Origin of the sequence: Sulfitobacter sp. DSM 110093, from assembly GCF_022788715.1 — a bacterium.
GTDB lineage: Bacteria > Pseudomonadota > Alphaproteobacteria > Rhodobacterales > Rhodobacteraceae > Sulfitobacter.
In genome coordinates this window covers 87763-102269 of the sequence record NZ_CP085170.1, presented here as the reverse complement: position 1 = coordinate 102269, position 14507 = coordinate 87763, and the positions used below count along the sequence as shown (strand labels likewise).

The window sequence follows — 14507 nt, the reverse complement described above, 5'->3', positions numbered from 1 at the left end:
TCTAAAAGCGCGCAGGAGAGAATGGGGTAAGGTCGATGCCGGGGTCTTGGCCGGTCATCAGGTCAGCGATGATGGCAGCGGTGCCCGCTGATTGAGTGAGGCCGAGATGGCCGTGGCCAAAGGCGCAGACCACGTCCGAGCGGTTTGGCAATGCGCCGATGGCAGGCAGGCTGTCGGGCAGCGAGGGGCGAAAACCCATCCATTGCGTGCCGCCCGAGGTGTCGAGCCCCGGCAGGAAGCGTTTGGCCTTTTTCAGCATCGCTTCGGCGCGGGCAAAGTTCGGCGGCAGGTCTAGCCCGCCGAGTTCCACCGCCCCGCCGACGCGCAGCCCGTGGCCCACCTTGCTGATGACAAAACCATGGCCGCCGAAAGTGATCTGGCGTTTGAGGTCGAAGGCCCCGGCGGGCAGTGTCGTGTTATAACCGCGCTCGGTCTCCAGCGGGATTTTCGCGCCAGCGGTCCGCGCGAGGTGATGCGAATGCGCCCCTGCGGCCAGCACCACGCGGCCCGGTATGAAGCCATCTGAGGTCTCGACCCCGCCCGCGACGAGACGTTCGGCGCGGGTGATAGTGATCTCGCCGCCCCCCGCCCGGAAGCGGTCGGCCATCGCCAACACATAGTCGCGCGGGTCCGAGATCGACTGCCATTCAGGCGTGAAGGTCGCATGGGTGAAGCTGGGCGCAAGACCGGGCTGATAGGCCGCGATCTCATCGCCCTTGAGATGGGTGAAGGCGATCCCCGCCTCTTCGCGGGCCTGCCAGCCGGGGAGCGACGCCCGGAACTCGGCCTCGCTTTCATATACCTGCAACTGTCCGTCGTGCCGCAGCATATGGGCCAGACCGCTTAACTCCAGATGCGGATCGAGTGCGGCCTGCGACAGCTTCATCAGCGCGGTCTGCGCCACGGTCGAGGCACGGACCTGCGCGGGCCAACTCGCTTTCCAAAACCGCCACATCCACGGCGCGATCCGCCCGGCATAGCGCGGCGGCACGGAAAGCGGCCCCAGAGGATCAAGCAACCATTTCGGTGCCTGCCGGATCATCCGGGGCGAGGCGAGCGGCAGGATCTCGGTGAAGGCAAAAGCACCCGCATTTCCCGCCGACGCCCCCGCTGCCGGACCTTCGCGGTCGATCACCTGCACGGGCAGCCCACGCGCCTGAAGCGCCAGCGCGATGGACAGGCCCACCACGCCCGCGCCGACAACCGTCACCGGGGTTTGGTTCATTACCGGACGCTCGACAGAAATTGACGGGTCTCTTCTTGCTGCGGATCGCCAAAGATTTGATCAGGCGCGCCAATCTCGGCCATGACGCCCTTGTGAAAGAACGCCACCCGGTCCGACACATCGCGTGCGAAACTCATCTCATGGGTGACACAGATCATCGTCATCCCCTCATCTGCCAGCAATTTAAGCGTGTCCAGCACCTCGCCCACCAGTTGCGGATCAAGCGCCGAGGTCACCTCGTCAAAGAGAATGTAATCGGGCGACATGGCCAATGCACGTGCAATCGCCATGCGCTGCTGCTGCCCGCCCGACAGGCGGCTGGGGTAAACATCGAGCTTGTCGGCCAGACCCACATGTGAAAGTTGCTGCACCGCGATTTCTTCGGCTTCCTTGCGGCCCATGCCCTTCACTTTGCGCGGGGCCAGCGTGACGTTTTCAAGCACCGTCAGATGCGGGAAGGCGTTGAACTGCTGGAACACGATGCCGATCTTGCGGCGCAGCTTGTTCAGATCGGTGTCGCGGGCGTGAACCTCGGTGCCGTCGACCACGATGCGGCCGCTGTCGATCGGCTCCAACCCGTTGATGCAGGTCAGCAGCGTCGATTTGCCCGAACCAGAGCCGCCGATCACCGAGACGACCTCGCCCTTTTGCACGGTCAGGTCGATGCCCTTGAGCACCTGTAGTGCGCCAAAGGACTTATGGACGTTTTCAATCTCAATCATTTTCTTGCCACCTTTTTTCCAAGCGGCTGCCAAGCCGGGCAATGGGGAAACTGAGCGCGAAATAGATCGCACCCGTCACGAGCAGGATGAACATCGGCTCTTGCAGGCGTGTCACCAAAATCTGCGAGGACCGCAGCAATTCGATGATGCCGAGCCACATCACCAGCGCACTGTCTTTCATCACGCCAAGCGTTAGGCCGATCCAACTGGGCAAACCAACCCGCAGCGCCATGGGAAAGACGATCTGCGTGAGATCTTGGCCCCATGTCATGCCGAGCGACCGCGCCGCACGACGGGTGACCGAGGGCACCGCCTCAATCGCGCCGCGCACGATCTCGGTGCAATAGGCCGACGTGTAGAGGCCCAGCACGATGCAGGAGGTCACGAAGGGGGAAATCCCCCATCCCGCGATGGCCTGAAACGCATTGGCGAGGATCAACTGGATCAGCAGCGGAACCGAGCGGAAGATATCCAGCACGAAGGTCAGCGGCAGGGCTGCCCAAGGGCTGATCTGGCTGCGCAGCACCCCGAAGAAGAGCCCCAGCAGCGTGCCGCCCACCACCGCGAAGGCGGTGACCGAAAGCGTCACGCCCGCGCCTTTGAGCATGAACAACAGGTCGTTGAAGGTCAGAGCCGTATCAAACATCTATTCTCTTCCTTCAGTAGCGAAACAGGCGGGCGGCGAGCAGCCGTGCGCCGAGCATCACGGCTTTGGCAATCACGTAGTAGATCACCGCCGCCAATGCGAAGAATTCAAAGGTCCGGAAGCTGCGCGCATTGAGGTCTTGGGTGACCCCGGCAAGGTCCGAATTCAGCCCCACCGTGACGCCCAAAGAGGTCATCAAAATCGCCCAGATCATCTGGTTCGTCGTCGGCAAAAACGAGATACGGAACATCTGCGGCACGATAATCAGGCGAAACGCCTTGGCCTGCCCCATGCCCAGTGACCGCCCGGCGCGCAGTTGCGTTGCGGGAATGGCACGCATCGCACCGCGGAACGTCTCGCACAGGTAGCCCGCGTTGTTGAACGCGATCCCGGCCAGCAGTGCGGCATAGGGGCTGAGGTAAATCCCGAAAGACCCAAGCCCGAAATGCGCCATGTAAATTTGAAAAAGTGCGGGTGTGTTACGTGCCACTTCGACCCATGCGGTCGCAGGCGCGCGCAGCCAGCGTGTTTTGGAATCCCGCGCCACGGCCAGCAGCACGGCAATGGTCACGCCGATCAGCATCGACAGGATCGATATCTGTAGTGTGACCAGTGCGCCTTCCAGCATCTCTGGGAAAGCGCGAAAGGCTTGTCGCCATTGAAAGGTGTAGTTGCCCATCTCTTGCTCCGATCAGCGGTTATCGGCAGTGGGGGCCGCAAGCTGCGGCCCCCGCATCCATCAGCGATAGGCTTTGGCGATGGTCAGGTCAGGCGCGTCGCCACCGACCCATTTGTCGAAGAGTTCCTGATAGCGACCCGAGCGGACCTGCTGGTTCACGAACAGATCGAGATAGTTCAGCAATCCGTATTCCTGACGCAGGCCGATCAAGCCGACGTAGTCCACGTCAAACGGCGCGTCGCCCGCGATGGTCAGACCTTCGAATTTGCCGCCGTTAACGATGGAGGACGCCACGGTGGAGGTCACTACGGTCGCGTCGATCTGGCCTTGAGACAGGGACAGGAACACATCCGCTTGGCTCTGGTAGGAGCGGAAGCTGCCCTCGTCCCATGCCTCGAGCTGCTCTTCCAGCGCGATGGCCTCGAAGGTGCCCGCAACGGAGCCGACGGTTTTGCCCTTGAGGCTTTCAAAGCTGTCGACGCCAGCGTCTTCGCGGGTTAGCACGACATTGGTGAAGGCGAAATACGGGACCGAGAAGCCAACCGTCTTGGCCCGCTCCAGCGTATCGGAGGTGGAGGCAACGCCCACATCTGCGCGGCCCGAGACGAGCGCGGGAATACGGTCGGGGAATGGCGTCTCGACGATCTCGGCTTCGACACCCAAGGCGGCAGCCAGATCGTTGCAGTAATCTACGTCAAAGCCGACGGGCGTGTTCGTGTCATCGCGCGAGCCCATGGGCGGAAAGTCCAGCACCACGGCGCAGCGCAGCGTGCCCGAAGAAATGATGTCGTCCAATTTGTCGGCCTGAGCGGCGGAGCCGATAACGGTGACGGCCACAAGGCTCCCGGCGAGTTGCGTGAATTTCATAGATATCTCCCTCTTGGGTTGGTCGCCCCCGACTCTCGCTGGGCGGGGTGCGGGGTGGTGTAAAGGAACAATGTCTTCATTAAAAATACAATATGTATTTTTAACTTTTACCGGTGTGTCGACATATTTTTGATACATAGAGACGCCGTCGTCATTGTTTGGGGATGGGATAGGGCCGCAGCCGCCCGCCCTTTTCGGGTTAAAATGAAAAAGCCGGGCGTGCGCCCCGGCTTTCTCGTCTGGGATCACTCCGCCGCGTCTTCCGGCAATAGTGCCTTCGGCAGGTTCTGATAGGACACGGGCCGTAGGAACCGCCGGATCGAAAGTGTGCCAACACTGGTTGCACCAAAATTGGTGCTGGCCGGGTAAGGCCCGCCGTGGACCATAGAATCCACCACCTCAACGCCCGTCGGGAACCCATTCGCCAACAGGCGGCCCGCCTTACGCTCCAGAACCGGCATCAGGGTGCGTGCTGCATCAATATCGGCGTCGTCCATATGCAGCGTGATCGTCAACTGACCCTCCAACTCAGCCGCTAATGCGCGCATTTCATCGATCGAAGCGACCCGCACCACCAGCCCAAGCGGGCCAAAGACTTCTTCATGCAGCGCTGGATTGGCTTTGAACTCTGCGCCCGTGGTCTCGAACAGGGCGGGGGCGGCATTGCGGCCTGAGCTGTCGGCCACATGCACTTGGCGCAGGCTTTGCGCGGCCTTGAACGTGTCGCGGCCCGCACAGAAGGCCTGCGCGATACCGTCGGTCAGCATGACCTGTTCGGCCACGTCTTGCAGTGCGGTGGCGGCACTTTGCACGAAGGCGTCTGCCCCTGCCCCGTCGATCACCACGGCAATGCCCGGATTGGTGCAGAACTGGCCTGCGCCCATGGTCAGGGACGCGGCCCAGCCTTTGCCCAGTTCCTCGGCCCGTGCCTCCATCGCGGCGGGGAGCATGAACATCGGGTTGACCGATCCCAATTCGCCAAAGAAGGGGATCGGCTCTGGCCGCGCGGCGCAGAGATCGAACAGCGCCCGGCCCCCGGCGAGGGACCCGGTGAAGCCCACGGCCTTGATCAGCGGATGCTGTACCACGGCCTGACCGACAGCGCGATCGCCGCCTTGGATCAGCGAAAACACCCCGCGCGGCATGCCGCAGTTTTCAACCGCCGCATGGATCGCTTCGGCCACAATCTCACCAGTGCCGGGATGCGCGGAGTGACCTTTCACAACGACAGGGCAGCCTGCCGCCAGCGCCGCCGCCGTGTCACCACCCGCGACCGAGAATGCCAGCGGGAAGTTCGACGCACCAAAGACGGCAACAGGGCCGATGGGGCGTTGCACCATAGTGATCGCCGGGCGCGGCGCGGGCTGACGCTCGGGCATCGCTGCGTCAAAGCGGCGGTCGAGGTATTCGCCCTTTTCGATATGCGCGGCGAAGAGGCGCAGCTGGCCAACTGTCCGGCCCCGCTCCCCTTCCAGCCGCGCTGCGGGCAGGCCGCTTTCTTGGCTGCCTATTTCGGTGATTTCGGCGCCACGGGCGTCGATCTCATCGGCGATGGCGTGCAGGAATTTGGCGCGTGTGGCCCGGCTGGAATACCCGTAATCCCAAAAGGCCGCTTCGGCCGCGAGGCATGCGCGTTCGACCAACTCCACCGTTCCGACTGAGAAATCATGCGCCGGGCCATGTGCCGGGCTGGAGCTAAAAAGCTCATCGCTGGCGCGCCATTCGCCTGCGATCAGGTGTTTTCCATGCGGTGTATAATTCATGCCATATCCTTTCATTCGAGCCTGCGGCCCGATGTCAGCTTGCTTCCGTTAGCACCTGAATACAATATGTATGCATGATTGCAACCCAAGCCCTGCGAGGACCCGGATGGCCGATATAACTTTGACCCACGATGAACTCTACGCGATTGTTCGCCAGATCTTTGAAGCCAGCAGCCTCTCTGCGTCGAACGCGGCGGCGCTTGCACGGGTGATCGTCGCGGGCGAAGGCGATGCCTGCAAATCCCATGGCATTTACCGCATTGAGGGCTGCTTGCGTACGATCAAGGCAGGAAAGGTGGTGCCTGACGCTATACCCAAGATCAGCCGAGATGACAGTGCGATTGTTCGGGTAAACGCGGGTGGCGGTTTCTCCAATGCGGCTTTCGAAGCAGGCGCCCCGGTACTTGCTGAACGTTGCCGCGCCACCGGTATTGCGGCGATGGTTATTAACGATTGCACTCATTTCGCTGCCCTTTGGCCTGAGATCGAAATTCTGACAGACATGGGACTGACGGCAATGGCGATGTGCCCTAGCTATGCCAGCGTCGCGCCGTCTGGCGGCACTGAGCCGTTGATGGGTACCAATCCATTTGCCTTTGGCTGGCCGCGCGCGGGCGCTGATCCTTATGTCTTTGACTTTGCCACCAGCGTGGCCGCGCGGGGCGAGATTGAATTGCACAAGCGCGCCGGCACCCCCCTGCCCGAAGGCTGGGCAATCGCGCCGGACGGCAGCCCCACCACCGACCCCGAAGCCGCGCTCGCTGGGGCCATGTTGCCTTTTGGCAGCCACAAGGGCTCGGCCATCTCCACGATGATCGAACTGCTCGCCGGGGTTATGATCGGTGATTTGACCAGCCCCGAGGCACGCGACGCCCTAGGGTCGCTTAGCCTTGCCCCTGCCCATGGGGAGCTGATTATCGCTTTTGACCCGGCCCGCTTCGCCGCCGGACGTCCGGGGGATCCAATGGCCCGCGCCGAACAGCTGTTTGAGGCAATCCTCGGCCAAGGCGCACGGCTGCCCTCCCAACGCCGTTTTAAAGCCCGAGCCGCAACGCGGGCAGAGGGCATTCCCCTGACGGCTGCTGAGAAAAAAAGTCTCGACCAACTTTTGGCGCAAGGGCTGGATGCGGTCTGAAAAAAGCGGCTCACCGCGCAGCCGGTGGGCCGATCCGATGGAAAGATGTGGAAGAGTGAGAGAACCGCAAACAAGCACTAGCGTTCCGGTCTAAAATTCATGCTATGGCAGTTTACCGAGCCTTCGTGTTCAGAGAGATTCGCCGCCGTGGCCGCGCATTCTCAAACAAGGCTCTTCTCATTCCAAAGGACCGAAGGAATGCTTACACTACACGCGATGCCGGCTGCATTCAGCAAAAGCGAATGCGATGCCATCATCAAAAGGATTTCGGACGCACCGACAGATGAAGCCCTGTTGGTGGGCCGGAACAGAGATCACAATCTGCGAAAATCCCAACTTGTCTGGACCGATGAAGTAGAGGGCACGGAATGGGTGATGGAGCGGCTGATTGATCTGGTGCGCACAGCCAACCGCGCGCATTTTGAATTCGACCTGACCGAGTTCGCCGAAAGCCCTCAGGTTGCAATCTACAAAGCATCCGATAGCGGGCATTTCGTCTGGCACTCCGACATCGGCAGCGGTCTGGCCGCCGGGAGACGCAAGCTGACACTTGTCCTACAGCTCAGCGATGCCGACAGCTATGAGGGTGGTGACTTGGAGGTCATGCCGGGCGCTCATACCCTCACGGCTAACCGGACGCAGGGCTGCGTGAGCATTTTCCCCAGTTTCACGCTGCATCAGGTCACGCCGGTCACAAGTGGCACGCGCTATTCGATGACGGTGTGGGCGCACGGGCCAGCATTCCGGTAAACCTATGCTTTGTAAGGCGGTTGTCCGGGCGCAAGGCAGCCTGACCCCATGACTTAAGGGACAGCCAAGACGTGGCGGAATGTCACAAAAGAGCGGCGATCCTGCGGAAATCAAGGCGAAATTTTGAGCAATGGCCGAAGAAGACGAAGCCAATCGGCGGTTTCCCGCGCTGCCGTGCAGCAATTCGCTGAAAATTACAGATTCAAGTTTCCAGCGGTGCCGAAAGCATTAGATAGGGAAAAAATTGCACACTCTTAACGTGTCTCTCGGAGTAATACATTGTCGGTTTCTAGCACTAAACGAATTGAAGGAACGAAGAACGATGGCTTGGAGCGGCGTCAGTTTCTGACGCTCTCGGCTGCGTCTTTTGCTGCGGCCCTTTTACCTATGCGTAGTCAGGCGCAAGAGGTAGCCAAAGCGTCCTTCAGTTTCGATAATCTTGTCAACGAGATGCGCCAGTTGGCACAATCGTCCTATGCCGCCCCTGAGCCTGTTGAAGGTTTCCTCGCCGACCTTGATTACGACGCCTATCAGCGGATCCGTTTTCGTCCAGAACAGGCACGCTGGCAGGAAAAGGGTGTTACCTTTAGGTTGCATGCCTTCCACCCCGGCTGGCTCTTCAAGGAGGCGGTTAAGATTAACGAAGTCGATGGCGACGCAGTGGCGCCAATGGGCTTTACCACAGCCGATTTTGAATATGACAACGATGACCTCGCCCAATCGGTGCCACCCAATGCCGAGATGCCGGGAGTGGCTGGTTTTCGGCTGCATACACCGCTGAACCGCGCCGATGTTTTCGACGAGCTGATCGTTTTTCAAGGGGCCAGCTATTTCCGCGCGCTTGGCAAAGACACCCTTTATGGGCTGAGCGCACGCGGCCTTGCCGTTAACACCGGACTGTCAGAAGGGGAGGAATTCCCCCGTTTCAGCGAGGTTTGGCTGCGCCGACCTGAGCCGGGCGATACCACGGTGATGATCTATGCTGCCCTCGATAGCCCCTCGGTCACTGGTGCATATCAGTTTGCCGTCACACCGGGTGAGACGACGACCGTTGAAGTCACAATGCGCCTTTTCCTGCGCAAGGATGTCAAACAGCTTGGCATCGCGCCACTTACCTCGATGTTCCTGCATAACGGCGCGGACAAGGGTGATTTCGACGATTTCCGCCCCTCGGTGCATGACAGCGAAGTCTTGGTGCTGAACGTCGGTAAAGACACGACCCTCAGCCGGCCGCTGAACAATCCACCGCGGCTTGCAAGCTCGTATTTCGGGGCCGAGAACCCGCGCTCCTTTGGGTTGGCCCAACGCAACCGGGATTTTGAGCATTACCTAGATGCGCAGGCCCATTACGAGCGCCGCCCCTCACTGATGATCGAACCGATGGGCGATTGGGGCAAAGGCATGGTGCGTTTGGTTGAGATCCCTTCGGACTTGGAAGGCAACGATAATATCGTCGCTTATTGGATTCCTGAGGCCGATACCCTTGCCGGGGACGAATTGGGCTATAGTTACCGTATGCACTGGGGGATGAACCCACCGGGTGCGACACCTCAAACCCTTGGCCGTGTGGTGCGGCTACGCTCTGGCCACGGCGGGGTGGCAGGTGTTGAAGCAGATACTGAAACGCGCAAATTCGTTATTGATTTTGCCGGCGGCCAACTGAGCGATATGCCAAGCGACGCAGAGCTGGAGCCTGTTGTCAGCGCGCAGAATGGTGAAATAGTAGAGGCAATCCTAAGCCGTGTAGATGGCAGAAATGAATGGCGGTTGGTGCTGGAATTGCGCGCCGAGGCTGACGCCATCGTCGAGATCAAGGCAGTTCTATCGGGATATGACCGAAATCTTACAGAGACATGGGTGTACCAATGGATCAACGCATGAGCACTAACGAGGGGGAGCCCCCCTATTCGGTAATGACAACGACAGTGGAGGATTGGATGCCCCCGGTCGCCCCCCTTGTCATGCCTCGTCAAACATTGGAACGGCGCGCCCAACGGGCTGGGATCGCTGAACTGACGCGGGCCTTGTTGCTGCGCCGCAAGGCCTAAGCTCAATGACACTCCAGCAACGGCAATTGGCGGCGGATACCCCCACCCGCTTCGCACGGGCGCTTGCCGTGACCATTTCACTTGGCTGTGCTGCCCTGGCTTCGATGCTATTGGCAGAGGCAGCCGCACGGGATGGTTTCAGCGGTTGGGATGGCATCCGCGCTGTACTTGTTTTTGTCACGACGGCTTGGCTCGCTTGGGGCGCGTCGCTTGCGTTGATCGGCTTGTTCGGGGGCAGATCAACCGCTCCTCGCCCCAACCTTCATGCGCCGCAGCCCCGCACCGTGATCGCCGTGCCGATCTGCAACGAAGACCCGCTAACCACATTCGCACGCATCGCAGCCATCGACCGGTCTGTCGCACGGGCCGATGTGACCGCAGATTTTGTCGTCCTGTCCGATACACGCGATGATGGGCTTGCGGGCAAAGAACAATTCGCATTTGCCCGATTGCTGCGCGAAACGAATGGCGCGGGGCGCATTTTCTACCGCAGGCGGCGCGACAATTCGGGGCGCAAGGCTGGCAATATCGAAGAGTTCATCCGCACTTCGGGCGGGGCCTATGAACTTGCCGTGATCCTTGACGCAGACAGTCTGATGGAGGGCGACACAATCCGGGCGATGATTGCCCGTATGCAGTCCGATCCGCAGCTTGGCTTGTTGCAGACCCTTCCCAAAATCATCGGCGCGCGGTCCTTTTTTGGCCGCGCTTTGCAGTTTGCCTCATGGTTTCATGGCCCGATCTTCACCCGTGGCCTTGCGCGCATGCAAGGCCCGACTGGGCCGTTCTGGGGCCATAACGCAATTATTCGGGTACAGGCTTTCGCGGAAAGCTGCGCCCTCCCTGAGCTTTCCGGCCCGCCCCCATTGGGCGGCCATATCCTAAGTCATGACTATGTAGAGGCCGCGCTTCTCGCCCGCGCAGGCTGGAAGGTTGAGGTTGATGAAACCTTAGGTGGCTCATTCGAGGAAGGTCCGGAAAACGTGCTTTCTTTCGCCAGAAGAGAGCGTCGCTGGTGCCAAGGCAACCTGCAACATTCCCGGCTGATCTTCGCCCCCGGACTTGCGGGTTGGAGCCGTTTTGTGTTCCTCCAGAATGTGACCGCCTATGTTGTCTCCCTCCTCTGGGCGGCGTTTTTGGTCACCTCGGCCATCAGCACGCTATACGCGCCGCCGCCGGAGTATTTCCCCGGGCCGTACCAACTCTTCCCCGTATTCCCTGACACCAGCACTCGCGAAATTACGTTGCTGGCCTTGGGCGTTCTGGGCCTTTTGGTGGTGCCAAAAATGCTGATCCTTCTGCATGCCATCTTGTTTGATCGCGCACGAGATTTTGGCCGCAGCCTGCGCATGGCGCTTTCCGTGCTGACCGAGATCATTCTGACCACGCTTTTAGCCCCGTTGATGCTGCTTTATCATAGCCGTGCCGTGGTACAGGTTCTATCGGGGCAAGACGGCGGCTGGCCTGCTAATCAGCGCAACGAAGGGCAACTTAACCTGCGTGATGGTTGGGCGGCAGGCTATTGGATCGTTTTGGTCGGTGCGGCGATCATCGCTGCGGTGCAGTGGCTGGCGCCTGACCTGACAATCTGGCTGCTGCCAGTGGCTGTCCCGATGCTGTTTGCCCCCTTTCTCATCGCTTGGACCTCTCTTCCGCTGAACCGTGTCCTGTTCGCTGTGCCAGAAGATGCGGCCCCCATAGATGTCGTTACAGAGTACGATAGCATCTGCGATGTCTGGCGCCTGACATGGAATGATGAACACTTGATGCCCAAAGCCCCTTCGCCGGACCTAACACATGCAACAGCATAACCCCGGCCTACCCCCTGCGGCTGCTGCCGTCGGGACCCTGCGCGTGGGCAAAGCCCCCCGCGATCCGCGCATTGATGTGTTTCGCGGCATCGCGCTGGTAATGATTTTTATCAATCACGTGCCTGGGAACCCCTATGAGTATTTGACCATCCGCAACCTTGGGTTCGCCGATGCTGCAGAGGCGTTTTTCCTCATGTCCGGCATCGCCGCAGGTCTGGCCTATACGCCTAGGTTTATTGAAAAAGACCGCATGAGCCATGGGCTCTGGCGTGCAATTGCGCCGTTGTGGAAACGCGCTTGGTCGCTGTACGTCGTGCAAATCGCGCTTTCTGCATTTGCATTGGGCATCTTTGCGGCGGCGTTTCAGATCACCACGCAGGCTGAGTTCCTGACCAAGATTAACATGCGACAGGTGTTTCAAAACCCGACCCAAGCTCTGATCGGCATCCCGCTTTTGACGCATCAGTTCGGCTATGTGAACATTTTGCCGGCCTATTCGGTTCTGCTCGTTTGTGCCCCGGCGGCGATCATGCATGGGCTACGTTCGCCGCGGCTCCTGTTGGCCCTGTCGCTTACCCTATGGCTCGTGACCGGTATTTACCGCCTGAACCTTCCAAACTATCCCAATCCGGGCGGCTGGTTTTTCAATCCCTTCGCATGGCAGGCGATTTTTATCTGCGGGCTGCTCGTGGGGCTAAGCCAACGCCAAGGCTATCGGTTCTTTCCCCAATCCAGAGCGTTGTTCTGGCTGTCAGTCACAGTGCTGCTGGGGATACTTGCATGGAAATACGTGCCGGGATTGGGTCAGTTCTTGAACCTTCAGATGCATCATTTGCGAGAGGCTGGCGTGCCGTTCAACCTAACGTCGCATGACAAAACCTATCTCTCGGCCCCTCGGTTTATTCATATTCTGGCTTTGGGGTATTTCTTGTCGCAACTTCCCACAGTGACCCGCATGGCAGCGCATCGGATGGCCAGCCCCTTCCGTCTGATTGGACAGCATGGGCTTCTTATCTTTGCAAGTGGGACCGTTCTGGCACTGCTTTGTCAGACTGTGATGCTTGCCGAACCGGAAGCCGTGTGGATGGTTTGGGTTCTACCCGTACTCGGAACAGGCGCGCTTTTGGGCATCGCGCGGATTGCCGAAGCCTCACGGCGGGTGCTGTCTGCCCCAGCGACAGCAGCGGAACGACAGCCCGCCTTAACTGGAACAGGGTTTGAAAAACCGCCTACAGTGCAATCAAAACCTTAACTTGAACGGGCGATGCTAATCCCGGCGCCCCCATTTGCGCCATGCCATCCAAGCAACACCCAACCCGCCCGCAATCAACGCCAAATGGCGCGGGCGGATACCGCGCCCGGTCGAGGTATCCTCCCCGGGATGATAGCGCGGGTCGAGAAGACGGGTATTGGCCAGAAAGCCACCCATCACTGTTTCGGTGTCTCGAAAGACCGCGCGCAGCCCCCGGCCTTTCTTGCCGTTGAGGGTCTCAATCATTCCGATCATTGATCCCGTCCGGGCCGATACCTCGGCCACGCGCTCTGGCGTTTTACCCAGATGTTCACCGATCAGTCGGTTCCGGAACCCTTCGATCACCTGCGAAGGCTGCTCAATCGCGACGTCGCATTCCGTGTCAAACCCCATAGAACGGTTATTGAGGTTGCTAGACCCCAATCGCAAAAGGTGGTCGTCGATGATCATGATCTTCGCGTGTACATAAATCGGCTCCCCTGCTTCGGTGACGGGGAAATAAATGCGGAAACGGTTTTGATGGTCGGCGCGTTTAAGCTCTTCGACCAACCGTTCCCGCAGGACATGCATGGCGTCATCTTCCAACTGCGATTCCGCATCGCGCGGGTTGATGATAACAATCTCCGGGCCATCATCTTCGGCCAGCCGGGCCTTCAACGCCTCGCAAACTGATTCTGCGGCCAGATACTGAGATTCAATATAGATATATTCGCGCGCAGACCTGATTCCTGAGAGGTAGAGTTGCTCAATCTCGTTGATCAGGGGTTCTTCGTCGAATGGCGGCTCGGTCCGGGCGATCCCCACATCAACCTCCTCGGCATCCACGGGCAGACGGTCGGGCCATTCTGACTGCGGCATATCGCGGGGCCGTTCAATCTCATCCCCCGTGGCCCGCAGCCATCGGCGACGAGAGAGTTCGCCGAACGCCGCGGCGGCAGGGCCAGACATGGCCGAAGTTGCATCATGCCATGGGTCGGATGGTGTGCCATCTTTACGAATTCGGCGCGGATCGTTCGGCAGGTGCTCAGGCGTATCCCAGCGGTCTTCGGTCGCGTCGATCCCGCCGCAGAAGGCCAGCGCATCATCGGCCACGACGATCTTTTGATGGTGACAGGCGCCAAAGGGGTGGTGGCCATCCAACGCGAAATGAATCCGATCACCCCCGAATAGGCTCAGCGCAAGCGACGGTACCAGACGCCCCGGCGCGGCCAACACCGCGCCATTCCATTTCAGCAGATAGACATTCAGTTCCGGCGTACGCTCAACCACCGCTTCGACAAAGGCACCAAGTTGATTGGGGTAGCCGTCTGGTGCGTTGCCGTCTTCGTCACTTTCGCCCGGCAGCATTTCGAGTTCAAAATCAAAATCCCAGCCGACCAGCATCAATTGTTGCCGCGCCCCGAGGAAGATTTCACGCAAAACGCGGAAGTAATCCGCCGCATCCACGATGAGACCAAAACGGTCAGCCCGCGCGACGCGCCATGTTGTGCTGTCGTTGAAAAGGCTTTGGATGCTTGCCCCATCGGTCGGGCGCCCGTGGCCCGCCTGTGCCAAACTCAAATCGCCGCGCACGGTAATGTCCCTTCCGGTTTGGTCCTACAAGGCTAAA

At 59.9% G+C, this 14507-nt stretch carries 13 protein-coding genes; 6 read left to right on the top strand and 7 right to left on the bottom strand.

Annotated elements, in window-relative coordinates:
* Position 1: 1 nt before the first annotated feature.
* The 6 genes from DSM110093_RS19940 to DSM110093_RS19915 form a co-directional block, all read right to left on the bottom strand.
* Entirely contained in the window at positions 2–1225 is a 1224-nt protein-coding gene (locus DSM110093_RS19940) for an FAD-binding oxidoreductase (RefSeq protein WP_243268457.1), read from the bottom strand.
* Positions 1225–1947, bottom strand: coding sequence for an amino acid ABC transporter ATP-binding protein (locus DSM110093_RS19935; RefSeq protein WP_243268455.1), 723 nt, complete (start codon positions 1945–1947; stop codon positions 1225–1227). The genes DSM110093_RS19940 and DSM110093_RS19935 overlap by 1 nt, the downstream gene beginning before the upstream one ends.
* Positions 1940–2593, bottom strand: coding sequence for an amino acid ABC transporter permease (locus tag DSM110093_RS19930; protein WP_243268454.1), 654 nt, complete (start codon positions 2591–2593; stop codon positions 1940–1942). The genes DSM110093_RS19935 and DSM110093_RS19930 overlap by 8 nt, the downstream gene beginning before the upstream one ends.
* Before the next feature lie 13 nt (positions 2594–2606).
* Positions 2607–3272: an amino acid ABC transporter permease gene (locus tag DSM110093_RS19925; RefSeq protein WP_243268452.1), complete on the bottom strand. Its 666-nt coding sequence runs from the start codon at positions 3270–3272 to the stop codon at positions 2607–2609.
* Between the two features lie 60 nt (positions 3273–3332).
* The gene (locus DSM110093_RS19920) at positions 3333–4139 is read right to left on the bottom strand and encodes a transporter substrate-binding domain-containing protein (RefSeq protein ID WP_243268451.1); all 807 of its coding nucleotides are present in this window, start codon (positions 4137–4139) and stop codon (positions 3333–3335) included.
* Between the two features lie 245 nt (positions 4140–4384).
* Complete coding sequence (locus DSM110093_RS19915) at positions 4385–5902, bottom strand: aldehyde dehydrogenase (NADP(+)) (RefSeq protein ID WP_243268449.1); 1518 nt, start codon at positions 5900–5902, stop codon at positions 4385–4387.
* 106 nt (positions 5903–6008) lie between these two features.
* On the opposite strand from DSM110093_RS19915, the gene DSM110093_RS19910 reads away from it, so the two are divergent.
* From DSM110093_RS19910 to DSM110093_RS19885, 6 genes are all read left to right on the top strand, one after another.
* Complete coding sequence (locus DSM110093_RS19910; protein ID WP_243268447.1) at positions 6009–7037, top strand: Ldh family oxidoreductase; 1029 nt, start codon at positions 6009–6011, stop codon at positions 7035–7037.
* 198 nt (positions 7038–7235) lie between these two features.
* On the top strand, positions 7236–7787 hold the full coding sequence (locus DSM110093_RS19905) for a 2OG-Fe(II) oxygenase (protein WP_243268446.1): 552 nt from the start codon (positions 7236–7238) through the stop codon (positions 7785–7787).
* 327 nt (positions 7788–8114) lie between these two features.
* Positions 8115–9668, top strand: coding sequence for a glucan biosynthesis protein G (locus tag DSM110093_RS19900; protein WP_347568658.1), 1554 nt, complete (start codon positions 8115–8117; stop codon positions 9666–9668).
* Positions 9665–9835 (top strand): hypothetical protein, encoded by a 171-nt coding sequence (locus DSM110093_RS19895; protein WP_243268443.1) that lies wholly within the window; start codon positions 9665–9667, stop codon positions 9833–9835. Before DSM110093_RS19900 ends, DSM110093_RS19895 begins: the two co-directional genes overlap by 4 nt.
* A 5-nt stretch (positions 9836–9840) precedes the next feature.
* Positions 9841–11646, top strand: coding sequence for a glucans biosynthesis glucosyltransferase MdoH (gene mdoH / locus DSM110093_RS19890; RefSeq protein WP_243268440.1), 1806 nt, complete (start codon positions 9841–9843; stop codon positions 11644–11646).
* Positions 11633–12898, top strand: a complete 1266-nt coding sequence (locus tag DSM110093_RS19885; RefSeq protein WP_243268438.1) for an OpgC domain-containing protein — start codon at positions 11633–11635, stop codon at positions 12896–12898. The genes mdoH and DSM110093_RS19885 overlap by 14 nt, the downstream gene beginning before the upstream one ends.
* Before the next feature lie 15 nt (positions 12899–12913).
* On the opposite strand, the gene DSM110093_RS19880 is transcribed toward DSM110093_RS19885, so the two are convergent.
* Entirely contained in the window at positions 12914–14470 is a 1557-nt protein-coding gene (locus DSM110093_RS19880; RefSeq protein ID WP_243268435.1) for a phospholipase D-like domain-containing protein, read from the bottom strand.
* Positions 14471–14507 lie beyond the last annotated feature (37 nt).